The sequence below is a fragment of the Paenibacillus doosanensis genome (genome assembly GCF_025060755.1).
GTDB classification, from domain to species: Bacteria; Bacillota; Bacilli; order Paenibacillales; family NBRC-103111; genus Paenibacillus_S; species Paenibacillus_S doosanensis.
In genome coordinates, this window is sequence record NZ_JANYUY010000022.1 from 41,434 (window position 1) to 66,129 (window position 24,696).

Consider the following 24,696-nt stretch of genomic DNA (forward strand, 5'->3'; position numbering starts at 1 on the left):
GTCGTTAGATCGTTTGTCCCATTTCTATGCGGATCGGGACGACTTTATGACAGGCTCCTTTCTTCCCGGCAAACAAGCCTGCGAAGGTGGAGGCACGATTTGGAACCTTTTTTGGACAAAACAAAAAGAGACAGACGACTCTGGCTCTTATCGTTAATGCTATATGGGGTTAAAGCGGGTGTTACGATTGCGCAGACACTTGAGCTGCTAGCACCGCTTTGCGCGACAGGTTCACGCGGCCCTGCTGATCGATCTCGGTCACCTTTACCGTAATGGTATCGCCGACGGCTACTACGTCTTCCGTCTTGGCAACCCGTTCGGTGGATAGCTGCGAAATATGCACCAAGCCCTCTTTGCCCGGCAAAATTTCCACGAATGCGCCGAATTTCTCGACCCGCTTCACCGTACCGAGGTACGTCTCGCCTACGACGACTTCCTTGACGATGCCTTCGATAATTTGACGCGCTTTATCGTTCATCTGCTCGTTCGACGATGCGATAAATACGCGGCCGTCCTGCTCGATGTCGATTTTCACGCCGGTTTCCTCGATGATTTTATTGATGATTTTCCCGCCGGCGCCGATAACGTCACGAATTTTATCCGGATTGATCTGCATCGTGAGAATTTTCGGAGCGTAAGGCGACAATGTCGGTTTCGGCTGCTGAATGCGCTCCAGCATTTTGCCTAAGATGTGCATGCGGCCTTTTTTAGCTTGCTCCAACGCTTGCGTAAGAATCGCGCGGTCGATGCCGTCGATCTTGATATCCATTTGCAGAGCGGTTACGCCTGCGGCTGTGCCGGCCACCTTGAAGTCCATATCGCCAAGATGATCTTCCATGCCTTGAATATCGGTCAAGATGGAGAAATGCTCGCCGTCTTTGATGAGGCCCATAGCTACGCCCGCAACCGGCGCTTTGATCGGCACCCCGGCGTCCATCATGGCAAGCGTGCTTGCGCAAATGCTCGCCTGCGAAGTGGAACCGTTCGATTCGAGCACCTCGGATACAAGGCGGATCGTATAAGGGAAATCCGATTCTGCCGGGATAACCGGCTCCAGCGCTCTTTCGCCCAATGCGCCGTGACCGATTTCGCGGCGGCCCGGAGGACGAAGCGGTCTTGCTTCCCCTACGCTGAACGGAGGGAAGTTGTAATGATGCATAAACCGTTTGGTTTCTTCCAGATCAAGTCCGTCGAGAATCTGTACGTCGCCCAGCGCGCCCAGCGTGCACACGCTCAGCGCCTGCGTTTGTCCGCGTGTGAATAAGCCGGAACCGTGAGTTCTCGGAAGCAGGTTGATGTCGCATTCGATCGGACGGATTTCATCCAGCGCTCTGCCGTCCGGTCTCACCTTGTCATGAGTAATCAGGCGGCGGACTTCTTCCTTGACGATATCATAAAGCGTCTCTTTTACGTCGGACAGCTTCTCGGGAGTCTCTGCGTATTGCGCTTCGAAGTGTTCTACCGTCTCCGCGTTGACCGCATCGATAGCGTCCTGACGGGCGTGCTTCTCGGCGATTTTCACCGCTTCGACGAGGCGTTCCTGCGCGAAGGCGCGAACTTCCTTGCTCACTTCCGCATCCACGCTATGTAATTTGACTTCCATCTTCGGCTTACCGGCTTCTTGAACCAGCTGCTCTTGAGCGGCGACGATTTTGCGGATTTCGTCATGTCCGAACATGATCGCTTCCAGCATGACTTCTTCCGGCACCTCGTCGGCGCCCGCTTCAACCATCATGATCGCGTCCTTCGTACCTGCGACGACAAGATGAATATCGCTCTTGTCCGCTTGCTCCAACGTCGGGTTGATCACGAATTGCCCGTCGACGCGGCCGACAATAACGCCGCCGATAGGACCGTTAAACGGAACGTCGGAGATGCTCAGCGCCGCCGAAACCCCGATCATCGCGGTAATTTCAGGAGAGCATTCCTGATCGACGCTCATGACGATGGCGACAACCTGCACATCATTGCGGAACCCTTCCGGAAATAGCGGACGGATCGGACGGTCGGTCAAGCGGCTGGCCAAAATCGCCTTTTCGCTCGGACGTCCTTCCCGTTTAATAAATCCGCCGGGAATTTTCCCTACGGAATACAACCGTTCTTCATAGTTGACGGTTAGCGGGAAGAAATCCAGATCCTTAGGTTCAGCAGAAGCCGTTACTGTACAAAGCACAACCGTATCTCCGTAACGTGCGGTTACGGCCGCGTTTGCTTGCTTGGCAAGACGTCCGGTTTCCAGAGTGAACGGACGTCCGCCCAAATCCAACTGTACTCTTTTTTCCATAAAATCCTCCTAAGAGTTTTCGTAAGAAAACTTCACGATGCATGAATTGAACTACTATCACTTCTGCATACTGCCTAGTATTTCCTTCTTTTTCGAAATAAATCTCTGCAAATTGTGCGAAACATACGAAAAAGCAACCGCGCGGCCTGTTGTCCGGGCCCAAACCGGACCCAAACAGCAGACAACGATGGTTGCTCCTTGAAGACATTCCTATTATCGACGAAGACCAAGCTTCTCGATCAAGGCGCTGTAGCGTTTAACGTCTTTGTTTTTCAAATAAGTTAACAGCTTACGGCGTTGACCTACCATTTTCAAAAGACCGCGACGAGAATGATGATCCTTCTTGTGCGTCTTCAAATGGCTAGTCAGGTTCAAGATGTTTTCAGTAAGAATCGCGATTTGCACTTCAGGAGATCCTGTATCGGACTCATGAGTTTTGTGCGTTTGGATCAATTCCTGCTTACGCTCTTGTGTCAATGCCATTGTTCATTCACCTCCATAGTTGTATATCCCCGTTGGCCCAGAGAACGTCGGAGTCATCGAATCTCCATGCCAAGGTTCCTCGCCGATTCTTTCAATCGACAACGAATATCAGTATAGCACATAAGTAGGTTAAAAGTAAAATAGAGTTTGCTAATTATTTTCCAATGCCGTTAAAATCGATTTCGCCCGATCGGCATCGCGACGAATTTGAGCGATCAGCTCGTCCACTGCGCTGAATTTCCGTTCAGGCCGGAGAAACGCAATGAATTCGACCGAAATCGCGCTTCCGTATATCGTACGTGAAAAATCGAACAAATGCGCTTCAAGCGTAGGGCGTTCCAAGTCGGCGACAAACGTCGGCTTCTTGCCGACATTCATTACCGCATTGAACTTCTCCCCGTCGATCGTCACCTGAACCGCATACACGCCCAAAGCGGGAATGACGAACGATTCCGCCAAATTGATATTCGCCGTCGGAAAACCGATCGTACGGCCGCGGCCGTCTCCGTTCACAACGGTTCCTTCGACAGTGTAACGACGTCCGAGCAGCGCATTCGCTTCCTCTATCTCGCCTTTTTGCAGATGCTCCCGCACCAGCGTGCTGCTCACTTTGACTCCTCCTTGCTGGTAAGGCCGGACAACCTCCACCGCAAACCTGCCCTGCGCAAGCTCGCACAGCGTATCCGGCGTACCCGCCCCGCGGTAGCCGAAGTTGAAATCAAAACCGACGATCACGGTATTGACTTTCATGGGAATGAGCACATTTTCAACAAACTGCTCCGGAGTCAGCTGCATAAAATCCGGGTTGAACGAGACCAGATACATCGTATCGACGCCCATCCGCTCGAGCATCCGCCGCTTTTGATCCACGGGCGTCAACAGCTGCGTATATTTTTGCTGCCCGAGCACTTCCTTCGGATGGGGATGGAAGGTCATAATCGCCGCCGGAGTGCGCAGATGCTTCGCCGTAGTCAGCGCGCGCTTGATGACTTCCTGGTGCCCGAGGTGAAGGCCGTCAAATTCGCCGATAGCCATCACCTGCGGCTCCGTTACCGTATGGCTGTCAGTTTCCGTTATCGGATATGTCAACTTTATCGATTGCATGAAACATCATCACCTACATTCTTTCCAGACGAAGCTTACTCAAGAGAACACTTTGACCGGTTGAAGCTCCTGCTTATCGCCGTCCCATTCGAATATGCCGATAAACCGGGCATCCGGGCCGTAAGCCGCATACATGCGATCTTGGGCTTCGGTCATAAACGTTAGCTTCGCCGGGTCCAAGGTCAGCTTTTGTCCGAGCAGCGCCTTGCGAGTCTGACTTTCATTCAAATGTACGGAAGGCATATGAGCCAACGCTTTGTCGGCAGGGATCAGCTTGCTTGCCAAAGTTCCCTGACGGTGCAAAAGCTCCACTTGTTCCAGCGTAAGGCACTCTTCGGGCCCGATGCTTCCGGTCGACGTGCGCACGAGCTTCGACATGACCGCCGGATAACCCAGCGTTTTGCCGATATCGACGCACAGCGTACGGATATAGGTGCCCTTGGAGCACTTGACGCGGAAGCTGATTTCGGGATGTTCCAGCTCAAGATTCATCTGCAGTATACGAATATCGTAAATCGTCACTTTGCGAGACTTGCGTTCTACTTCCACGCCCTGCCGCGCCAATTCATAGAGCCGCCTGCCGTCCACCTTAACGGCGGAATACATCGGCGGAACTTGATCGATGGTACCGACGAACGATTGTATCGCCTCCAGCACCTGCGGCTCCGTGAGCGATACGTGCTCAGTCCGTTCGACCACTTGGCCTCCGGCATCCTCGGTATCCGTCGCCAAGCCGATGGTCAGCGTGGCTTCGTATTCTTTGGGCAGCTCCTGAATGTATTCCACAAGCCGGGTAGCCCGTCCGATGCATAAGGGGAGCACTCCCGTTACCTGCGGGTCCAGCGTACCGGTATGGCCGATCCGCTTAATCTTCAAAATCCGCCTGGCTTTGGCTACTACATCGTGGGATGTAAAGCCTTCAGGCTTCCATATAGGCAAGATGCCTTCCAACGCGTCCGTCATGCCAATGCCAAACCTACTTCCTTCACGACTCGTTCTATTGCTTCCTCCAGCGTGCCCTCGACCGCGCAGCCTGCCGCACGGACATGGCCCCCGCCGCCAAACGCTTTGGCCACCCGGGCTACATCCACTTTGCCTGCGGAACGCAAGCTGACTTTGACGATACCGCCCTCGCGCTGCTTGAACAGGATGCCGACTTCAACGCCCTCCACGTTGCGAGGGTAGTTGACCAAACCGTCCAAATCCTCGTTAGCGGCGCCGCTTGCGGCCAGATCGTCCGGAGTAACCGCTAGCCAGGCCACCTGGTTTTGATGCGCAAACGACAACGTAGCGAGACTCGTTTTGATCAGCGAAATTTGCGGATAGGATAGCTTCTCCAGCAGCTCCTCCGCAAGCTCATGTCCCTTGACGCCGCATTGCAGCATTTGGGCGGCAATCTGCATCACCTTCGGAGTCGTGTTCGCATAACGGAACCCTCCCGTATCGGTCAACAGCCCCGAATAGATGCAAACGTTGAGCTCATGCGCAAGCGGAATTTGCATTTGAACGCATAGATCATACAGCACTTCAACGGTAGCCGCCGCATCTGCCGCAACGACATTGCAGCTTCCGAACCGGTCGTTCGTCGCATGATGATCGATGTTCAGCAACCGCGCGTCATCGGCGAACAAGGCCTTAACCGCGCCGACTCTTGAGAAATCCGCGCAATCTACGCTAATGACGGAAGCGAACGAACGCGTCAGCTTCTTCGCATCCGCTTCATAATGAATAACCTCGTGCCGTCCTGCTCCCATATAGACGAACTTGGGCGGAATCCGGTTTTCATTGATTAAGGTAAACCGCTTGCCGAGTGCCGTCAGCATCCAGGCCATAGCATATGTAGACCCGGCGGCGTCCCCATCCGGTTGAATATGGGACACCACCAGAAAATCGTCACCGCCTTGTATAAAGGCCGCCGCGGCTTGCAAATCGGCCGCATAAGAATCGGTATGCCGGAACTGCATCATGACTGCGCATTCTCCGCATTGATCTGGCCGAGCAGCTTCTCGATATGGCTTCCGTAGTCGATCGACGCGTCGAATTTGAAGATCAAATCCGGAATTTTGCGCAGACGGATTCGTTTGCCGAGTTCCGAGCGGATAAATCCGCTGCCGCGGCCCAGCGCCTTCAGCGTTTCTTCCTTTTGTTCATCCGTGCCGAGCACGCTTAAAAATATTTTGGCTTGGGACAAATCATTCGTTACGTCGACTCCGGTAACCGTGATGAACCCGATTCTCGGGTCCTTCAGCTCGGATTGAATGATTTGGCTCAATTCCTTTTTAATTTGTTCTCCGACTCTTCCTACGCGAATACGCGCCATTCAGATCACCTCTCTACCGTCTCCATCACGAAGGCTTCAATGATATCTCCTTCTTTAATATCGTTGAATTTGTCCAGAGATATACCGCACTCGTACCCTTGGGACACTTCCTTGGCATCGTCCTTGAACCGTTTCAAGGAATCGATATTGCCTTCAAAGACAACGATACCGTTGCGGATCAGGCGCATTTGCGCATTGCGGGCGATTTTGCCGGATGTCACCATGCAGCCTGCGATAACCCCGATTTTGGAAACTTTGAACGTGTTGCGCACTTCCGCTTGGCCGATCACGCTTTCCTTGTAGATCGGATCGAGCATTCCCTTCATCGCTTGTTCGATTTCTTCGATGACTTTGTAAATAATGCTGTGCAGACGAATATCGACTTTTTCCTGATCGGCCGTGTTTTTGGCTTGCGGCTCCGGACGGACGTTGAAGCCGATCACGATAGCATTGGATGCCGAGGCCAAAATAACGTCGGATTCGGTAATCGCGCCTACGCCGTTATGCAAAATCTTGACGCGAACGCCTTCGATATCGATTTTCTCCAGCGAGCCGCGCAGCGCCTCGACAGAGCCTTGAACGTCCCCTTTGATGATCACGTTCAAATCTTTGATTTCGCCGTCCTTGATATGTTTGTACAAATCGTCCAAGGTGACGCGAACGTTCGCTCCCATCTCCGATTCTCTTTGCGTGACCGCGCGTTTTTCGGCGATGGTGCGCGCCTTGCGCTCGTCTTCGAAGCAAATGAACGGATCGCCCGCCAGCGGAACTTCCGTCAGACCGGTAATTTCGACCGGCGTCGACGGCCCCGCTTCTTTCAGTTTCTTGCCGCGGTCGTTGACCATGGCGCGCACGCGGCCGAAGCATACGCCGGCGACGAAGCTGTCTCCGACCTTCAATGTACCGTGTTGAATCAGGACGCGGGCAACCGGACCTTTCCCTTTGTCCAGCTCGGCCTCGATAACCGTACCTCTGGCGCGCTTGTTAGGGTTCGCTTTGAGCTCCTGCACTTCGGCTACGAGCAAAATCATATCGAGCAGATTTTCCAGACCGATCCGCTGTTTCGCGGAAATGTTGCAGAAAATCGTATCGCCGCCCCATTCTTCCGGCACCAGCTCGTATTCGGTGAGCTCCTGCTTGATCTTGTCCGGGTTCGCTTCCGGTTTATCGACTTTGTTCACGGCTACGATGATCGGCACTTTAGCCGCTTTAGCGTGATTGATCGCTTCGACCGTCTGAGGCATGACGCCGTCGTCAGCCGCTACGACAATGATCGTAATATCCGTTACTTGAGCGCCGCGGGCACGCATCGATGTGAACGCTTCGTGGCCCGGCGTATCGAGGAACGTGATTTTTTTGTTATGAATTTCCACTTGATAAGCGCCGATATGCTGGGTAATTCCACCCGCTTCGCCTTCGGTTACGCTCGTTTTACGGATGGCATCGAGAAGCGTCGTTTTCCCGTGGTCAACGTGACCCATAATGGTAACGACCGGAGGACGTTCCAGCAAGTCCGCTTCGTCGTCCTTCTCTTCGAACTGCTCGAATTTGTCTTCCTCTACAGGAATCTTCAGCTCGACTTCAACCTTATAATCGCTTGCCAGCAATTGGATCGCATCCAAATCAAGCTCCTGATTGATGGTCGCCATGACGCCGAGGAACAACAGCTTCTTGATCACTTCGGAAGCGTCCTTGTGCAGCGCTTTGGCCAGCTCGCCGACCGTCATCGTGCCGCGGACAATAATTTTCTTAGGCGTATTGTCGATTTTTTCCTTCTTGACCGGCTCCGGTTGATATCGGCCTCTTTGGTTTCTGTTATTGCCGCGGTTGTTTTGAGGACCTCTGGACGTGCTGACCTTGTTGTCGTCAAACCGCTTTTGGTTCGGCTTCGTTTTTTTCGTAGTCTTGCCTTTGCTGCCCGATGCATCGTCTTGATCGATGTCTGTGGAAGCATTCGGTCTGGCCGGACTTACCCCGATCGAACGGTTGAACGAATTCGAGCCTTGCCCCGCTCCGCGCTGCTCGAACGGTTTACGTTGATCGAATCCGCCTTGACCTCCGCGGTTTTGTCCGCCCTGCGAGCCGCGGTTGTTATTGCCGCTGCCGCTTGGCGCACTTCCGCCGCCGCGATTGCCCTGCTGTCCGTAGCCGCTGCCTTGACGATTTTGCCCGCCTTGGCCTTGTCCTTGACCTTGACCTTGGCCGCGGTTTTGATTGTAGCCTCCACCTTGCTGGCCGCCGCCTTGACCGCGGTTTTGATTGTAACCGCCTTGTTGGCCGCCGCGATTTTGGCCTCCCTGCGAGCCGCGGTTATTGTTGCCGCCTTGCTGGGACCCTTGGCCTTGCGGTCTGCGATCTCCATGCTGGCCGCGGTTGTTATTGCCGCTGCCTTGTCCTTGTCCTTGACCGCTGCGGTCGTTGCCGGAGCGCTGGCCTTGTTGGCCGCCGCCATTATTCCTTGGCTGCGATCCCGCTTGCCCTTGCGGCGCGTCGGATCTCGCCTGCTGACCTTGAGGCGCTCCTTGCGAATCCTTCGTCGCTGTGCTCGTACTTGTGCTGATGGAAGCACTTCCTGCTTCGCTTCCGGTTCTTTTGGCTGCTGCGTTCGCTTTAACGTCTTTAAAAAATTTTTCCACACTCTCCACTGTATCGTTCTCCATTACGCTCATATGATTGTTAACCGGGATACCTAGTCTTTTCAATATGGTGATGATTTCCTTGCTGCTCATATTTAAAGACTTGGCGTATTCGTACACTCTAAGTTTATCCTTATTGTTGTCTTGTTTACTCAATACTGTCCACCTCCGTACGATTTTCCAGACTCTTCTTCAGCATCTTCGCAAATCCCGCATCGGCTATCGCTAGAACTACGCGCGTTTCTTTCCCGATACTTGCGCCCAACTGCTCACGGCTGCCGTACTGTTGTAGGGGAACCCTATAAGTTATACATTTGTCATTGACTTTTTTATGGGTGTTAGGAGAAGCGTCTTCGGCAACAATGACAAGCTTCGCTTCGCCCTTGCGTACGGAATCGATCACCGCTTCCTCCCCGGAGATGATCTTGCCCGCTCTCATCGCCAAACCCAAGTTGTTAAAAAATTTGTGATTCATCATCCACCGCCGCTTCCTTGCCGGCAATAAATTCATCTTCCACTTTGATGAAATCCTGCTCCAAAGCATCGTAAATCTCAGGACTGACCGCCTGCTTTAAAGCGCGATCCAAAGCTCTGCTTTTTTTCGCCAGCTTAAAGCACGACAGCTTTCCGCACAGATAAGCACCGCGTCCCGCTTTTTTGCCTGTCAAGTCGATGATGATGTCGTCACTTGGCGTCTTCACCACGCGGATCAGCTCTTTTTTGGGCATCATTTCCTGGCATGCGACACATTTGCGAAGAGGGATTTTTCTTTGCTTCATCCTGTTCTCACCTTCTACCTGTCCGGCTGCGCTCCCTTAATCGATGCTGACCGAATCCTGGTGCATTTCTTCGGTAAACGTTTTGGGACGGCCGTATTCTTGCTCTGCCTGCGTCTCGCTCTTGATGTCGATCTTCCATCCCGTCAGCTTGGCGGCCAAACGGGCGTTCTGGCCTTTGATGCCGATCGCCAGCGACAATTGGTAATCGGGCACAATAACCCGCGCCATCTTCTCGCTCTCGAACACGTTAACCTCCAGCACCTTGGACGGGCTAAGCGCATTGGCCACATATTCCTCCACATTTTCGACCCAGCGGACGATATCGATTTTCTCGCCCTTCAGCTCGTTAACGATCGTCTGTACCCGCATGCCCTTGGGACCGACACAGGAACCGACCGGATCGACCTCGGGATTGCGCGAATACACGGCGATTTTGGAACGGAAGCCGGCTTCGCGGGCGACGGAACGAATCTCGACGACGCCGTCGAAAATTTCCGGCACTTCCAGTTCAAACAGACGCTTCAGCAGCCCCGGATGAGTCCGCGAAAGAATGATCTGTGGTCCTTTGGTCGTGTTCTCGACCTTCGTAATATAAGCTTTGACCCGGTCGCTCTGCTTGAATTTATCGGTCGGCATCAGCTCAGTCAGCGGCAGGGCCGCCTCGATTTTGCCCAAATCGATATAAATGTTGCGCAAATCCTGACGCTGCACGATGCCGGTGACGATGTCTTCTTCCTTATCTACGAAGGCGTTGTAGATCAGACCCCGTTCCGCTTCGCGGATGCGCTGGGTAACGACCTGCTTCGCCGTCTGAGCGGCGATGCGTCCGAAATCGCGGGGAGTTACCTCGATCTCCACGATATCGTTCAATTGGTAGTTTTGGTTCATCTCCCGAGCCGCGTATAAGGATATTTCGAGCCGCGGGTCAAGCACTTCCTCAACGACCGTTTTGCGGGCATACACTTTAATCAATCCGGTATGGCGGTTAATGTCGACACGAACGTTTTGCGCCGTGTTAAAATTACGTTTGTAGCTGGAAATCAAAGCCGCCTCGATAGCGTCGATCAGCACTTCTTTGGCAATTCCTTTTTCTCTTTCAATTTCCGACAATGCTTCAATAAAATCCGTGTTCATTTGAACGGGGCTCCCCCTCTCATAAAATCGACCGCAACTTAAAAAATAATCGCCAATCTGGCACTTGCCACTTTGTTAAAAGGTATCGAATGCTTTTTTTTCCCGATCTCCACTTCTACGGTTTGCTCGTCAAACGACAGCAAAGTGCCTTCGAATTCCTTCAATCCGTCGACCGGCTCGTAAGTAGTGACAAACACGTGCTGACCTACGGCTTTATAATAATCCTGCACTTTTTTCAAGGGGCGTTCCGCTCCGGGGGAGGAAACCTCCAGGAAATAGGCGGTAGGAATCGGATCCTTTTCGTCCAGCTTCTCGCTTAAAAATTCGCTAATGCGGCCGCAATCGTCGATATCGATGCCGCCTTCTTTGTCGACGTAAACACGCAAAAACCAGTTGCTGCCTTCTTTCACATATTCCACATCTACCAGTTCAAAGTGATTTTCGTCCAAAAAAGGCTGAAGAAGTGATTCAACTACGGGTTTAATTTGCGAAATCAACCTGCAACCTCCTATCGTCAAATGGAAAGCCGTATGCTTTCATACCTGTAACAAAATGTAAAGAGTGGGTTTCCCCACTCTCTAAGATCGGAACTTATAAACGTTTGTTACCAAAGAAGATTATACCATAAGCCTTATAGGTATGCAATATGATGAGTGCTCGCTTCATTGAGAAAACCACTATACCTTCTCAGCTCCGTCTTAAGACGGGTTCCGTTAGAACAGCGATAACTGGTTGGACTCCGGCAATCCCCGGAAGCATCCCATCGAGCCTAGCAGTTCTACGATCGTTTTGGAAGCTTTGCTGCGAGTTTGGAAGTCTTCTATTGAAAGGAACGGACCGTCGTCCTTCGCCGCAGCGATGTTTTTGGCCGCATTCTCCCCGATGCCGGCGATCGCCGAGAACGGAGGAATAAGTGAATCCCCGTCAATCAAAAACTTCGTCGCATCCGATTTGTACAGATCGATGCCTTTAAACGAGAAGCCGCGGGCGGTCATCTCCAGCGCCATCTCAAGAATCGAAATCATAGCCTTCTCCTTAGGCAAAGCCTGGAAGCCCTTCTCTTCGATCTCAATCAATCTGCGCAGGATGGCGTCATAGCCTTGACAGAGCATGTCGAGCTCGAAGTCCTCGGCACGAACCGTAAAGTACGTCGCATAATAAGCGATCGGATGATACAGCTTGAAGTAGGCCGTACGCACCGCGGAAATAACGTAAGCGGCGGCATGCGCCTTAGGAAACATGTACTCGATGCGTTCGCAGGATTCGATGTACCATGCCGGCACCTTATGCTTCTTCATATCTTCCTTCCACTCAGGAGTGAGGCCCTTCCCTTTACGCACGCTCTCCGTAATTTTGAAAGCAAGTCCGGCGTCCATGCCGGCTTTATAGATCAAATAGAGCATAATCTCGTCCCGGCAGCCGATAACGGTTTTGATCGTGCAGGTGCCCTTCTTGATCAATTCCTGCGCATTGCCGAGCCAAACGCCCGTTCCGTGGGACAGACCGGAAATTTGCAGCAAGTCGGCAAAGGACGACGGCTGCGTCTCCTCCAGCATCTGGCGGACGAATTTCGTCCCCATCTCCGGCACGCCGTAGGTGGCTACGGGCGTGCGGATTTGCTCCGGCGTTACGCCCAGCGATTTGGTCGAGTTGAACATGCTCATGACCTTCGGATCGTTCATTGGGATCGTCGTCGGATCGACGCCGGTCAAATCCTGCAGCATCCGCATCATCGTCGGGTCATCGTGTCCGAGAATATCGAGCTTAAGCAGGTTCGCGTCGAAGGCATGGTAATCGAAATGCGTCGTCTGCCATTCAGCGCTCGTATCGTCAGCCGGAAACTGCACCGGCGTAATGTCGTTCACATCGATATAGTCCGGCACGACGACAATACCGCCGGGATGCTGTCCCGTGCTCCGCTTGACGCCCGTACATCCGGCCGCTAGCCGGTTGATCTCGGCTCCGCGCCATTTCTTCCCCTGATCTTCTTCATATTTCTTCACGTAGCCGAACGCCGTCTTCTCGGCAATCGTACCGATCGTACCGGCACGGAACACATTTTTCGGTCCGAACAGCACCTTCGTATAGTTATGAGCGACCGGCTGGTATTCGCCCGAGAAGTTCAAGTCGATATCGGGAACCTTGTCCCCCTTGAAGCCTAGGAACGTTTCAAACGGAATATCCTGTCCGTCGCCCTTCATCTTGACATTGCAATTCGGGCAATCTTTGTCCGGCAGATCGAAGCCGCTCGGAATGCTGCCGTCCAAAATCCACTCGCTATGGTTGCATTGATAACAAACATAATGCGGAGGAAGCGGATTGACCTCGGATATGCCGAGGAACGTCGCCACGATGGACGAGCCTACGGAACCCCGCGAGCCTACCAGGTAACCGTCCTCATTCGACTTTTTAACCAGCCGTTCCGAGATCAAATAGTTCGCCGAGAAGCCGTATTTGATGATCGGTATCAGTTCCTTTTCCAGACGGGCGGTAACCACCTCCGGAATCGGATCGCCGTAAATCCGCTTGGCCGTCTCATAGCATTTGGTTCTGATCTCTTCGTCGGCGCCGTCAATAATCGGCGTAAACAACTTGTCCGGGAACAGCTCCAGCGATTCGAACTGATCGGCCAGCTCGTTCGTATTTTTGACGACCACGTCGTAAGCCGTCTCTTCGCCAAGATATTGAAACTCGGCCAGCATCTCCTTCGTCGTACGGAAATGGACGTCCGGTTTGCGAATATCTTTCAGCGGGCTAAAGCCCGTAATCCCATTGATCGTAATGTCGCGGCAAATTTTGTCGCGTGGATGCAAGTAATGCACGTTGCCGGTTGCGATGACCGGTTTCCCCAGCTTCCGCCCGATGGCGATGATTCTCCGGTTCGCATCCTCAAGCTGTTCCTTGCTGCCGACCAGCCCTTTCTCGACCAGATGCATATTGACCGTCGTAGGCTGAATCTCCAGCACATCGTAAAATTCGGCTACCTGTTCCGCTTCTTCGACGGACTTGTTCAGAACCGTCTCGTAGAACTCCCCTTTTTCGCAACCGGACGCTATAATCAGCCCTTCCCTCATCTTGCTGAGCAAGCTTTTCGGAATGCAGGCCACGCGATGATAATATTCCGTATGCGATAAGGAGACGAGCGTATACAAATTTTTCTTGCCGACCATATCCTTGGCGTAAATGCAGCAGTGAAACGGCCTTGTATTTTTCAAATCTTTGCCTACGTTATCGTTCAGCCGTTCCAAATCGGTGATGCCTCGTTCCGCCGCTTCCTTAATCAGATGGAATAAAATATGTCCCAGCGCAATCGAGTCGTCGATCGCCCTATGGTGATTTTCCAGACCGACTTTAAACTTGTCGGCGAGCGTGTTCAGACGGTGATTTTTCATCGACGGGAACAAGAGACGAGCGAGCTCCAAAGTATCCAGCGACGCGTTCGGCACTACGGGAAGACCCAGCTTCTTGCAGTTCGCCTGAATAAAGCCCATATCGAACCGGGCGTTATGCGCGACAAGCACGCTGTCTCCGACAAATTCGATAAATTTGGGAAGCATCTCTTCCAGCTCTGGAGCATCCTGCACCATATCGTCCGTAATGTTCGTCAGCTGCTGAATATTGTACGGAATCTTCTCATGCGGATTGACGAACGTCGCGAATCGGTCGATTTCCTTGCCTTCCTTCATCTTCACGCCGGCGATTTCGATGATCTTGTTGTTGACGATCGACAAACCGGTCGTCTCGATGTCGAAAATTACGTATTCGCCTTCGCTCAATTCCATCGGCTTCGGGTTAACGACCACCGGTACGCCGTCGTCGACGACGTTCGCTTCCAAACCGTAAATCATCTTAATGCCGTTCTTTTTGGCTGCCTTGTAGGCTTCAGGGTAGCATTGAACCCCGCTGTGGTCGGTGACGGCAATCGCTTTATGTCCCCATTTCGCCGCCATTTTGACATATTGATCGATCGGAGTAATTCCGTCCATCGCGCTCATCGTCGTGTGCAGATGGAATTCCACCCGCTTCTCGGCGGCGTCGTCCTTCCGATCCGGCGGAGCCATCACTTCGTTCACGTCGTTAGGGATCAGAACGAGCTCAGGCACTTGCATGAACCGGTCGTATTCCACCTTGCCGCGCACCTTGACCCAGGTGCCGTTTTGCATCAGGCTGAATATTTTGACGTCTTCCTTCGTCTTGGCAAAAGCTTTGCACATCATCGAATCGGTAAAATCGGTTATATTAAACGTGAACAGAGTGCTGCCGTTTCTCAGTTCTTTGGATTCCAATCCAAATACGGCGCCCTGCAGCGTAACTTTCTTCTCCTCGTCCTGCACCATTTGAATTGGTGTCGGAGCATCCTTGATCTCATAGCCGATCATCAGCTTGAGCTCCGCATCCGGAAGAGCTTCCGCTTCCTGCTCCGCTTCGATCGAAGTCATAATCTCCTGAGTAACGAATTTCCCTTCTTCTTCGATCTTTCTGGCGAATTTCTCGAACTCTGCTTCGCGGTGCTCGTCCATAGCGTAACGAACCTGAAACTCCACTCCGAAAAAATCGTTAAAATACGTATGAATCCATTGGCCGATGTTTTTCTTCTTAGCCAGTTCCAAACCGATCGTATCCAACAAAATCAAAGTCAACTGCTGGCCCTGCACATCGATCTTGGCCTTGCTCATCCAACCGTTGACCGAGGTCGCTTCCCGCTGCACCCATTCGATGAACATGCCCCAATACTCTTTGGCCACCGCTTCGGGCAATACGTCCGCCGTATACCGCAGCATAAACTTCGTTGCCGCAATGTGGGCGAATTTATCCCGAATCATTTTGCAAAACGTGCGGTAAATATCATGCGGGACGATGCTGCTTTTTACTATGTAAAAAGTCCACTCCCTATTGGTTCGGGTTGTTTCTACTCTATCGATATAACCGTCCTGAAAAAAAGAGTTCACCACATCGGCAGGCACGTGCGCCTGCTGCATCAGCATCTCGAAACGTTCTCTTTTCACTGCCGTACTGCTCATGTATGCCCTCCCCCATAAAACATAGAAAGGGCAAAAAGGAGATGTTGCTTTCCGATTTGCCCTTGTAGACTTGCCTTCAATTAGTAAGCTCTGCCGAACACAACGGTATGCTTCGCAGCTTCTCCGCAAGCGAGACAAGTCGATTTATGCTCGCTTGGTTCGAACGGAATGTTGCGGCTCGTCGCCCCTGTCTCTTCCTTAACCTGAGCTTCGCAAGCATCGGAGCCGCACCATCCGGCTAACGCGAAGCCGCGCTTCTGCTCAAGGAATGTTTTGAATTCATCCAAGCTGTCTACCGACGTGAAATTCTCATCGCGGAACTGCTTAGCTCTATCATACATTTGTTGATGAATTTCCGCCAGCATATTTTGAATTTCTTCGACAAAATTCTCCTGCTTGACGATACGCTTCTCACCGGAAATACGCGAAACGAGGACGACTTGTCCGTTCTCCATATCCCGAGGCCCCAATTCCACGCGAATCGGAACGCCGCGCATTTCGTATTCGTTAAATTTCCAACCAGGGCTTTGATCGGGACGATCGTCCACCTTGACGCGCACGCCCGCTTGCTTCAGCTCGGCAAACAATTCGTTCACGCGGCCTACGACTTGCTCTCTCGTTTTAGGAGGCCCGATTGGAATCATAATGACTTGCGTAGGAGCTACCTTAGGCGGCAAAGCCAAGCCTCTGTCGTCGCCGTGCACCATAATCAGCGCGCCGATCAGACGGGTGCTTACGCCCCAGGAAGTCGTATGGCAGAACGTATGCTGGTTTTCACGATCCAAATATTTAATATCGAACGCTACCGCAAAGTTGGTGCCCAAGTAGTGAGACGTGCCCGCTTGCACCGCTTTGCCGTCCTTCATCATCGCTTCGATCGAATACGTATCGACCGCGCCGGCAAATTTCTCGGAAGGCGTTTTCTGTCCTACGATCACCGGAATGGCCAAGAAATTTTCGGCGAAATCGCGGTAAATCTCCAGCATTTGCATCGTTTCGCGGCGCGCGTCCGCTTCGTCTTCGTGAGCGGTATGGCCTTCCTGCCATAAAAACTCGCTCGTTCTAAGGAACGGCTGCGTCCGTTTTTCCCAACGCACCACGTTCGCCCATTGATTGATCAGCAAAGGCAAATCGCGGTACGAATTAATCCACTCGGAGTACATATGGCCGATCATCGTCTCGGACGTCGGACGAATCGCCAGTCTTTCCTCCAGCTTCTCGCCGCCGGCTTCGGTTACCCAAGGCAGCTCGGGATTGAAGCCTTCGACATGCTCCTTCTCTTTTTGGAAAAAGCTCTCCGGAATGAAGATCGGGAAGTAAGCGTTGCGATGACCCGTTTCTTTGAACCTGGCATCAAGCTCGCGCTGAATGTTTTCCCAGATTTCATAGCTGTCCGGTTTGAAAACGATGCATCCTCTTACCGGCGAATAGCTCATGAGATCCGCCTTCTTGATGACATCGATATACCATCTGGAGAAATCTTCGCTTTGCGGCGTAATCTCCTTTACGAACTGTTTGTTATCCTTGGACATTTTGGCGTGACTCCTCCTAAAAACTCTCTTTCCTGGAAACCCCTGAAGCGGGGAAGATCCGTCTACAAAGGCGATCGCTGGCGCTGTTCCAACTTGCTACCGACTCTCCGGCCACTTGATCACCACGCTTCTAGGGCAAAGCTGCTTCGTAAGATAAGCTAAGCTTTCCTAGCCTTTAATTAATCGTAAAATATCGTTATAAGTAACGGCGATCATAAGCAGCATCAACATCGCAAAGCCGACGAAATGAACGATGCTCTCCCTGCTCGGATCGACCGGCTTGCCGCGCAGCGCCTCGAAACCGAGAAATACAAGGCGGCTTCCGTCCAAAGCCGGGAACGGCAGCAGGTTGAACAAGCCGAGGTATAAGCTCATAAGGCCTGCCCAGAACGTGTACTGCGCCAGACCGGCGCTGGCCTGCTCGCTCGTAAATTCGACGATTCGCACCGGCCCGCCCAAGTCGTCCATTTTGAACTGCAGCGTAACAAGCTTGCCGAAGCTATCCAGAATGGACACCGTTGCCGTAGCCAAGCTGTCCCACCCGTTGGTCACCGCCTCAAGCACATTCGCCTTTCTCGTCTCCGCCATCAATGTTACTCCGACAAGGCCTCCGTTGCCTTTATCCTCAGGAGTCACTTCTTTGCGCAGCTGCTCCTTGTTGCGTTCGACAATCCAGATCATCGGCTTGTTGACCGAATCTTTAATGAGCGTTGTCAATTTATTGCGGTCCGCTCCGATCGGTTCGTTGTTCACCTGCAAAATAATATCGTTGGCGGCCAGCCCCGCCTTCTCGGCAGGAGAACCGGCGACTGTGCTTTGAATTTTCACCTTATCCGGCACGCCGGCCATTAAGACGACGAGGACGAACAAGACGAAAGCGAGAATAAAATTCATCATCGGTCCGGCGAAGATCGACAAGGCTCGCTGCCCCACCGTTTTGCTGCCGAATTGGCGGTCCCAAGGCGCGATTTGCGTCTCCTTGTCTTTGCTGACCATCATCGCCTGCGGATGGATCGGGTACGACTTCAGTTCGCCGTCCAAATCCAGCTTGACGAATAATCGGCGTTCCAGATCGATTTCTTCCACTACGCCGACAACGGCGTCGGAGCGGTTATCAAATTCATTCAAATAAATATGCGTTACTTCTTTGCCGTTCATAGCCAGCGCGATGCGTTGGCCCGGATTGATCTGCACGATTTCCGGATCCTCGCCGGCCATGCGGACAAATCCGCCGATCGGAAGCAAACGCAGCGTATAACGGGTTTCCCCTTTTTTAAACGAAAGCAATTTGGGGCCGAAGCCGATGGCAAACTCCCTGACCAGGATGCCTGCCCTTTTGGCAAAATAGAAATGTCCCCATTCGTGTATCGTTACAAGGACAAAAAATAACAGTACGATTTGAAATGCATTTTGCAATGTAGCCAAATGGACGTCCTCCCTTTAAGCATCGCGATTAGTCAAAGACCAGTTCCATGGATGGGCTCGTTCTTTTCATTAAGATTAACATTATTTACGATATGAATACAAGCCAAGCCATGTTATGAACATATTACTTTGTCACTGAAATGATGCTAGGGAAACCGTAATTTTTGCGACGGACAGAAAATCGGAAGTCAGCTCCGTGCAGCCTCTCGCGCCCACGTATCGGCTGCTGTAATTTCCTCAAGATCCGGGTTCATGACGATCTGATGCTTATTCAGCACATTCGCGATAACATCCTCGATCTGCAGAAACGAAATCTCGCCCTTCAAGAAACGGTCGACCGCCACCTCGTTGGCCGCGTTAAATACCGTCGTTGCCGTGCCCCCCGCTCTGCCGCTATCGAAGGCCATCTGCAGACAAGGATAACGTTCGTAGTCCATCTCCCGGAAATGCAGTTTGCCGACTTCGGCCAGCTTCAGCGGCTGCGTCGGCGTCTTCATTCGCTTCGGGTATGTTAGCGCATACTGAATCGGTACCCGCATATCGGGGTTGCCGAGCTGGGCGATAATGCTGCAATCCTCATATTCGACAAAGGAATGAATGATGCTCTCCGGATGAATCAGCACGTCGATCCGATCGTATGGCATTTCGAATAGCCAATGCGCCTCGATCACTTCAAGCCCTTTATTCATCATCGTCGCCGAATCGATCGTAATTTTGGCGCCCATCGACCAGTTCGGATGCTGCAGCGCCTGCTCGACCGTAACATCCTTCAGTTGCTCGCGCGTACGATCCCGGAACGATCCTCCTGAGGCGGTCAGCGTAATTTTACGAACATCCTTCATCGATTCCCCGTTCAAGCATTGGAATATCGCCGAATGCTCGCTATCGATCGGCAGCAGCTTGACGCCGCGGCGCTGCGCCGCCGCCGTAACCAGATGGCCGGCGCTAACCAGCGTCTCCTTATTAGCCAGGCCGATCTGCTTGCCCGCCTCGATGGCGGCCAGCGTAGGCCGCAACCCCTGGCTCCCGACCAAAGCGGTAACGACAAAATCGGCGTCCGTTCCAGCGGCGACCTGCAGCAGGCCCTCGTCTCCGTAATAAATCTCAGTCCCCGCAGGAACAAGCGTCTTCAGTTCGTCCGCCAGGTCTTTTGTAGCTACCGATACTTTGCGCGGGCGGAACTTGCCGACCTGCTCCGAAAGCAGCTTCAGATTATGCCCTCCGGCAAGCCCATCCACAATAAACTGCTCCGGATAATGAGAAATGACATCCAATGTTTGCGTCCCGATCGAACCGGTTGATCCAAGTATCGAAATTCGCTTCATGCTTCACCTCTAAATCGTATTATGCATGGGGGATGAGAGAAAGCAGATGAACGGCCGGAAAAACGATCAACCAACTGTCGACCCGATCCAGCACGCCGCCATGCCCCGGCAGTATAGCTCCCGTATCTTTAATCCCCTTCACCCTTTTGTAAGCCGATTGAATCAGGTCCCCCATCTGCCCTACAACGGCGATGACAACGCCAAGCAGCAGCGCTTGAGACCATGAAAGCAGCTCCGGTGATGCAAAGGAAAAGCAAAGGGCTACGATAACCGACAATATCGCTCCGCCGAGCGAGCCTTCCACGGATTTTTTCGGGCTGATCGTCGGCCATAGAGGCGTCTTGCCGATTGCCGAGCCGGTAAAATAAGCTCCCGAATCCGTCGCCCATATACAAAAAAAGACAAGCAGCGTCCAAAACAGTCCATGTTCGGCCATGCGGGTTTCAATCATGTAATGGAAGCCGATTCCGATATATACCATACCCAGGAACATCATCGCAACGTGATCGATCGTTACTTTGTTCTTGGATACGACCGTTGCGCAAAGCACGATAAACAAAAAGATCCACGTCAGACGGTCGGCAGAAGCGATGGAAGCCGTAACGGACAGCTTCCATGGTATCGTCAGGCAAACGGTTCCTATGTATCCGAACAAGGCTGTCAGCCTGAAGCTTTTCAGCCCGTTCATTTTTAAAAACTCATCGAAGCCGATCAAAGACAGCACGACGATTAAACCGGCAAACCAATAAGTGCCCAAATACAATAGAATCATAAACCCTAATCCGGCAATGACTCCGGTCGTAATTCGCTGCTTCAAGTTTATTCCTCCATTAGCTGTTACAATCCGCCGTATCTGCGCGCACGACGCTGATATTCTTGAATCGCTTCATAAAAGTGCTTCTCCGTAAACTCCGGCCAGCATAATTCGGTAAACCACAGCTCCGAATAAGCAAGCTGCCACATCAAAAAATTGCTGATACGCAGTTCTCCGCTGGTCCGAATAAGCAAATCCGGGTCAGGCAGCGGATGGGTCAGCAAATAGCTGGAGAACATCGCTTCATCTACGGCGTCAAGAGATATTTTCCCCGACACGACATCTTCTGTAAGCCGCTTCACTCCCTGGAGCATTTCCCGGCGGCTGCCGTAATTAAGCGCAAAGTTCAAGATCAGTCCGGTGTTATGCTTCGTTTGATCGATAGCGTCCTGAATCGCTTTCATCGTATAGTCGGGAACACCTTCGTGCCAGCCCGTCATTCGAATCTGCACATTGTTGGCAATCAGTTCGTCGATCTCTTTCGGAAAAAACTCGAGCGGAAGCTTCATTAAATATTCGACTTCTTCCCTCGGCCTCTTCCAATTTTCCGTCGAAAAAGCATACATCGTCAGAACCTTCACGCCGATGGCATCGGCGGCCATTGTAATTTTCTTAACATTTTTCATTCCCGAATGGTGGCCTGCAACACGGGGAAGCCCGCGTTTCTGGGCCCAGCGGCCATTGCCATCCATGATAACCGCAACATGGCTCGGAATATTCTCGGAATCGATACGCTCAATCCATTCTTCGTTCTGAGACTTGCTTCCAAACCACTTTTTGAAAGGCATCATTTCCATTTCCTCCATTAAGGAAAGACTAAAAGCCCCCTCGAAAGGGGGTCTTCTATATTTTACACTTCCATAATTTCCTTTTCTTTGGCAGCTAACGTTTTGTCTACTTCGCCGATAAACTTGTCCGTGAATTTTTGAATATCTTCTTGATGCTTGCGGGACTCGTCTTCAGAGATGCCTTGCTTCTCCAGCTTCTTGATGTCGTCGTTAGCATCGCGGCGCACATTGCGAATGGCAACCTTGGCTTCTTCGCCGTATTTGCGCGTCATCTTCACCAGTTCGGCGCGGCGCTCTTCCGTCAAGGCAGGAATCACGATACGAATCATACTGCCGTCATTGGAAGGCGTTAAGCCGAGATCCGATTTCATAATCGCTTTCTCAATTGCGCTCACCGAGCTTTTATCCCACGGCTGAATCATAAGAGTGCGGGAATCCGGCGTGTTGATATTAGCCAATTGATTAATTGGAGTCATCGCCCCGTAATATTCGACTTGAACCCGGTCGAGCAGCGCCGGAGTCGCTCTGCCTGCGCGCAAGCTGGCGAGCTCTTTTTTCAAGGCTCCGACTGCTTTCTCCATGCGATCTTCCGCATTTTTTTTAATGGATTGTGGCATAATCGTTAAACACTCCCTTTTACAATCGTCCCAATTTTTTCGCCAAGAACGACTCTCTTGATGTTGCCGCTCTCGGTGATCGAAAACACGATTAACGGAATATTATTGTCCATGCAAAGCGACGAAGCGGTCGAATCCATCACACCCAAATTGTTGCTGAGCACTTCCATATACGTGAGCGTTTCGAATTTTTGCGCTGTCGAATCCTTGAACGGGTCGGCGGAATAGACGCCGTCTACTTTATTTTTAGCCATCAGGATGACTTCCGCTTCAATCTCCGCCGCTCTGAGCGCAGCCGTCGTATCAGTGGAGAAGTACGGATTGCCCGTTCCAGCCGCGAAGATGACGACGCGCCCTTTTTCCAGATGACGAATCGCTCTGCGGCGAATGTAAGGTTCCGCAACCTGCTGCATCGTGATCGAAGTTTGCACGCGCGTAGGGACACCGATCGTCTCCAACGCATCCTGCAGCGCCAGTGAATTCATTACGGTAGCGAGCATGCCCATATAATCGGCTGTAGCCCGGTCGATTCCTTTGGCGCTCCCTGCAATCCCTCTCCAGATATTACCGCCGCCTACGACAACAGCCACTTCCACGTTCAAGTCTACGACTTCTTTCACCTGTGCGGCGATCGAAGAAATCATATCCGAATCGATTCCATAACCTTGCTGCCCTGCCAAAGCTTCACCGCTTAGTTTTAATATGACTCTTTTAAAGATAGGCTGTACCAAGCTTATTACCCCCGTTCGTAAAGCAGCTAAGAAATGTTTATGTTTAAAAAAGAAGGAACACAAAGTGTTCCCACGTTTTTGTTTCCGTATTTGTATGCGGTAAATGATGCATCCCGTAAAATCCATCATTCACCGCAGACTTTCTTTCAGAGTGTAAAACCGAAAGACCTCGGCCGTCTAAACGGCAAGTCTTATTATTTTTTCACTTGAGCCATAACTTCTTCTGCGAAGTTTTCTTGTTTTTTCTCCAAGCCTTCGCCCAGTTCAAAACGGGCAAAACGGCGGATCGTGATGTTTTCGCCGATCGTCGCCACTTTTTCGTTGACAAGCTGAGCGATCGTTTTGTCCGGATCTTTAACGAACGACTGCTCCATCAAGCAGTATTCTTCGTAGTATTTGCCCAAGCGGCCTTCTACCATTTTTTGTACGATGTTAGCCGGTTTGCCTTCGTTCAAAGCTTGCGCCGTCAAGATTTCGCGCTCTTTGTCCAGCGCGTCTTGAGGAACGTCTTCGCGGCGAACGTACAACGGGCTGGAAGCGGCGATATGCATCGCTACGTCTTTAACAAACTCGCGGAATTGTTCCGTTTTGCCGACGAAATCCGTTTCGCAGTTAACTTCCACCAATACGCCGATACGGCCGCCAGCGTGGATGTAAGATTCTACAGTACCTTCCGTAGCGATACGTCCCGCTTTGTTAGCCGCTGCGGACAAACCTTTCTCACGAAGGATATCAGCCGCTTTGGACAAATCGCCGTTAGCCTCTTCCAACGCTTTTTTACAATCGAGCATACCTGCTCCCGTTCTTTCGCGCAATTCTTTTACCGATGCTGCATTCACTGCCATGTTTTGGCCTCCTTAAGTATTAGACTATGTACCCTAAAAAAAGGGCGGTGAAAGGATTTTGCACCTTTGAACCACCCTTCCCTATTCAGCTATTAAGCTGTTGTTTGTTCGCCTTGGTGTGCTTCGATAACTGCGTCAGCGATTTTCGCTGTCAGCAATTTCACCGCACGGATTGCATCGTCGTTACCAGGGATTACATAATCGATTTCATCCGGATCGCAGTTCGTATCAACGATACCAACGATTGGGATACCCAGTTTGCGAGCTTCCGCAACTGCGATACGCTCTTTGCGAGGGTCGATGACGAACAATGCGCTTGGAAGACCCTTCATATTTTTAATTCCGCCAAGGAATTTTTCCAAACGGTCTTTTTCCTTGCGAAGGATGATAACTTCTTTCTTAGGAAGAACTTCGAACGTGCCGTCCTCTTCCCATTTCTCAAGCAGCTTCAAACGATCGATACGTTTTTGAATCGTTTGGAAGTTCGTCAGCGTACCGCCGAGCCAACGTTGGTTGATGTAGTACATTCCACAACGCTCAGCTTCTTCCGCAACGGAATCTTGAGCTTGCTTCTTAGTACCTACGAACAAAATCGTGCCGTTTTCGTCAGCGACGGATTTCACGAAGTTGTAAGCTTCTTCCACTTTTTTGACCGTCTTTTGCAGGTCGATAATATAAATGCCGTTTCTTTCGGTGAAGATGTAACGATCCATTTTAGGATTCCAACGACGGGTTTGATGACCGAAGTGTACCCCAGCTTCCAAAAGCTGTTTCATGGAGATTACTGCCATCTTCACACACCTCCTCTAAATTGGTTTTTTGTGTCTCCTCCGCCGAGTCGCATTTTCGACATAAAAC

The 24,696-nt window shown here is 51.7% G+C and carries 21 protein-coding genes; all 21 read right to left on the reverse strand.

Going from position 1 to position 24,696, the window contains the following annotated elements:
- Positions 1-181 precede the first annotated feature (181 nt).
- Positions 182-2,284: a polyribonucleotide nucleotidyltransferase gene (gene pnp, locus N0M98_RS16945; protein WP_259618617.1), complete on the reverse strand. Its 2,103-nt coding sequence runs from the start codon at positions 2,282-2,284 to the stop codon at positions 182-184.
- A 213-nt stretch (positions 2,285-2,497) separates the two neighbouring features.
- The gene (gene rpsO / locus N0M98_RS16950; protein WP_249862851.1) at positions 2,498-2,767 is read right to left on the reverse strand and encodes a 30S ribosomal protein S15; all 270 of its coding nucleotides are present in this window, start codon (positions 2,765-2,767) and stop codon (positions 2,498-2,500) included.
- 150 nt (positions 2,768-2,917) lie between these two features.
- Positions 2,918-3,871, reverse strand: a complete 954-nt coding sequence (locus N0M98_RS16955) for a bifunctional riboflavin kinase/FAD synthetase (RefSeq protein WP_259618618.1) — start codon at positions 3,869-3,871, stop codon at positions 2,918-2,920.
- Positions 3,872-3,910: 39 nt separating this feature from the next.
- Positions 3,911-4,834: a tRNA pseudouridine(55) synthase TruB gene (gene truB / locus N0M98_RS16960; protein WP_259618619.1), complete on the reverse strand. Its 924-nt coding sequence runs from the start codon at positions 4,832-4,834 to the stop codon at positions 3,911-3,913.
- Positions 4,831-5,835: a DHH family phosphoesterase gene (locus N0M98_RS16965; RefSeq protein ID WP_375295497.1), complete on the reverse strand. Its 1,005-nt coding sequence runs from the start codon at positions 5,833-5,835 to the stop codon at positions 4,831-4,833. Before N0M98_RS16965 ends, truB begins: the two co-directional genes overlap by 4 nt.
- The gene (gene rbfA / locus N0M98_RS16970) at positions 5,835-6,191 is read right to left on the reverse strand and encodes a 30S ribosome-binding factor RbfA (RefSeq protein ID WP_249862847.1); all 357 of its coding nucleotides are present in this window, start codon (positions 6,189-6,191) and stop codon (positions 5,835-5,837) included. The genes N0M98_RS16965 and rbfA overlap by 1 nt, the downstream gene beginning before the upstream one ends.
- Positions 6,192-6,196: 5 nt before the next feature.
- A complete protein-coding gene (gene infB, locus N0M98_RS16975) occupies positions 6,197-8,983 on the reverse strand; it encodes a translation initiation factor IF-2 (protein WP_259618620.1) in 2,787 nt (928 codons plus the stop codon).
- The gene (locus tag N0M98_RS16980) at positions 8,976-9,305 is read right to left on the reverse strand and encodes a YlxQ family RNA-binding protein (protein ID WP_249862845.1); all 330 of its coding nucleotides are present in this window, start codon (positions 9,303-9,305) and stop codon (positions 8,976-8,978) included. The genes infB and N0M98_RS16980 overlap by 8 nt, the downstream gene beginning before the upstream one ends.
- Positions 9,283-9,606, reverse strand: a complete 324-nt coding sequence (rnpM, locus tag N0M98_RS16985) for an RNase P modulator RnpM (protein ID WP_259618621.1) — start codon at positions 9,604-9,606, stop codon at positions 9,283-9,285. The genes N0M98_RS16980 and rnpM overlap by 23 nt, the downstream gene beginning before the upstream one ends.
- Positions 9,607-9,642: 36 nt before the next feature.
- Positions 9,643-10,740, reverse strand: a complete 1,098-nt coding sequence (nusA, locus tag N0M98_RS16990) for a transcription termination factor NusA (protein WP_249862843.1) — start codon at positions 10,738-10,740, stop codon at positions 9,643-9,645.
- A gap of 38 nt (positions 10,741-10,778) precedes the next feature.
- Positions 10,779-11,237 carry a ribosome maturation factor RimP gene (gene rimP, locus N0M98_RS16995; protein ID WP_249862842.1) on the reverse strand — a complete coding sequence of 153 codons (459 nt, stop codon included), beginning with the start codon at positions 11,235-11,237 and terminating at the stop codon, positions 10,779-10,781.
- Positions 11,238-11,453: 216 nt separating this feature from the next.
- Positions 11,454-15,761: a PolC-type DNA polymerase III gene (locus N0M98_RS17000; protein WP_249862841.1), complete on the reverse strand. Its 4,308-nt coding sequence runs from the start codon at positions 15,759-15,761 to the stop codon at positions 11,454-11,456.
- An 80-nt stretch (positions 15,762-15,841) separates the two neighbouring features.
- Positions 15,842-17,293, reverse strand: a complete 1,452-nt coding sequence (proS, locus tag N0M98_RS17005) for a proline--tRNA ligase (protein WP_249862840.1) — start codon at positions 17,291-17,293, stop codon at positions 15,842-15,844.
- Between the two features lie 168 nt (positions 17,294-17,461).
- Positions 17,462-18,718 (reverse strand): RIP metalloprotease RseP, encoded by a 1,257-nt coding sequence (gene rseP, locus N0M98_RS17010; protein ID WP_249862839.1) that lies wholly within the window; start codon positions 18,716-18,718, stop codon positions 17,462-17,464.
- 188 nt (positions 18,719-18,906) lie between these two features.
- On the reverse strand, positions 18,907-20,043 hold the full coding sequence (locus N0M98_RS17015) for a 1-deoxy-D-xylulose-5-phosphate reductoisomerase (RefSeq protein WP_259618622.1): 1,137 nt from the start codon (positions 20,041-20,043) through the stop codon (positions 18,907-18,909).
- 19 nt (positions 20,044-20,062) lie between these two features.
- Positions 20,063-20,860 carry a phosphatidate cytidylyltransferase gene (locus tag N0M98_RS17020; RefSeq protein WP_249862837.1) on the reverse strand — a complete coding sequence of 266 codons (798 nt, stop codon included), beginning with the start codon at positions 20,858-20,860 and terminating at the stop codon, positions 20,063-20,065.
- Between the two features lie 20 nt (positions 20,861-20,880).
- On the reverse strand, positions 20,881-21,648 hold the full coding sequence (gene uppS / locus N0M98_RS17025; protein ID WP_249862836.1) for an undecaprenyl pyrophosphate synthase: 768 nt from the start codon (positions 21,646-21,648) through the stop codon (positions 20,881-20,883).
- A gap of 59 nt (positions 21,649-21,707) precedes the next feature.
- Positions 21,708-22,262, reverse strand: a complete 555-nt coding sequence (gene frr / locus N0M98_RS17030; RefSeq protein ID WP_249862835.1) for a ribosome recycling factor — start codon at positions 22,260-22,262, stop codon at positions 21,708-21,710.
- 5 nt (positions 22,263-22,267) lie between these two features.
- A complete protein-coding gene (pyrH, locus tag N0M98_RS17035; RefSeq protein ID WP_249862834.1) occupies positions 22,268-22,993 on the reverse strand; it encodes a UMP kinase in 726 nt (241 codons plus the stop codon).
- A gap of 194 nt (positions 22,994-23,187) precedes the next feature.
- On the reverse strand, positions 23,188-23,838 hold the full coding sequence (tsf, locus tag N0M98_RS17040; RefSeq protein ID WP_249862833.1) for a translation elongation factor Ts: 651 nt from the start codon (positions 23,836-23,838) through the stop codon (positions 23,188-23,190).
- 92 nt (positions 23,839-23,930) lie between these two features.
- Entirely contained in the window at positions 23,931-24,629 is a 699-nt protein-coding gene (gene rpsB, locus N0M98_RS17045; protein WP_249862832.1) for a 30S ribosomal protein S2, read from the reverse strand.
- Positions 24,630-24,696: the final 67 nt, after the last annotated feature.

What these genes read in the sequence shown, in the direction of transcription:
- N0M98_RS17000 (WP_249862841.1), bottom strand. Translation starts at nt 15,761, where the DNA reads ATGAGCAGTACGGCAGTGAAAAGAGAACGTTTCGAGATGCTGATGCAG.
- rpsB (WP_249862832.1), bottom strand. Translation starts at nt 24,629, where the DNA reads ATGGCAGTAATCTCCATGAAACAGCTTTTGGAAGCTGGGGTACACTTC.
- frr (WP_249862835.1), bottom strand. Translation starts at nt 22,262, where the DNA reads ATGCCACAATCCATTAAAAAAAATGCGGAAGATCGCATGGAGAAAGCA.
- truB (WP_259618619.1), bottom strand. Translation starts at nt 4,834, where the DNA reads ATGACGGACGCGTTGGAAGGCATCTTGCCTATATGGAAGCCTGAAGGC.
- nusA (WP_249862843.1), bottom strand. Translation starts at nt 10,740, where the DNA reads ATGAACACGGATTTTATTGAAGCATTGTCGGAAATTGAAAGAGAAAAA.
- proS (WP_249862840.1), bottom strand. Translation starts at nt 17,293, where the DNA reads ATGTCCAAGGATAACAAACAGTTCGTAAAGGAGATTACGCCGCAAAGC.
- N0M98_RS16955 (WP_259618618.1), bottom strand. Translation starts at nt 3,871, where the DNA reads ATGCAATCGATAAAGTTGACATATCCGATAACGGAAACTGACAGCCAT.
- uppS (WP_249862836.1), bottom strand. Translation starts at nt 21,648, where the DNA reads ATGATGCCTTTCAAAAAGTGGTTTGGAAGCAAGTCTCAGAACGAAGAA.
- rbfA (WP_249862847.1), bottom strand. Translation starts at nt 6,191, where the DNA reads ATGGCGCGTATTCGCGTAGGAAGAGTCGGAGAACAAATTAAAAAGGAA.
- N0M98_RS16980 (WP_249862845.1), bottom strand. Translation starts at nt 9,305, where the DNA reads ATGATGAATCACAAATTTTTTAACAACTTGGGTTTGGCGATGAGAGCG.
- rnpM (WP_259618621.1), bottom strand. Translation starts at nt 9,606, where the DNA reads ATGAAGCAAAGAAAAATCCCTCTTCGCAAATGTGTCGCATGCCAGGAA.
- pnp (WP_259618617.1), bottom strand. Translation starts at nt 2,284, where the DNA reads ATGGAAAAAAGAGTACAGTTGGATTTGGGCGGACGTCCGTTCACTCTG.
- tsf (WP_249862833.1), bottom strand. Translation starts at nt 23,838, where the DNA reads ATGGCAGTGAATGCAGCATCGGTAAAAGAATTGCGCGAAAGAACGGGA.
- N0M98_RS17015 (WP_259618622.1), bottom strand. Translation starts at nt 20,043, where the DNA reads ATGAAGCGAATTTCGATACTTGGATCAACCGGTTCGATCGGGACGCAA.
- N0M98_RS16965 (WP_375295497.1), bottom strand. Translation starts at nt 5,835, where the DNA reads ATGCAGTTCCGGCATACCGATTCTTATGCGGCCGATTTGCAAGCCGCG.
- rpsO (WP_249862851.1), bottom strand. Translation starts at nt 2,767, where the DNA reads ATGGCATTGACACAAGAGCGTAAGCAGGAATTGATCCAAACGCACAAA.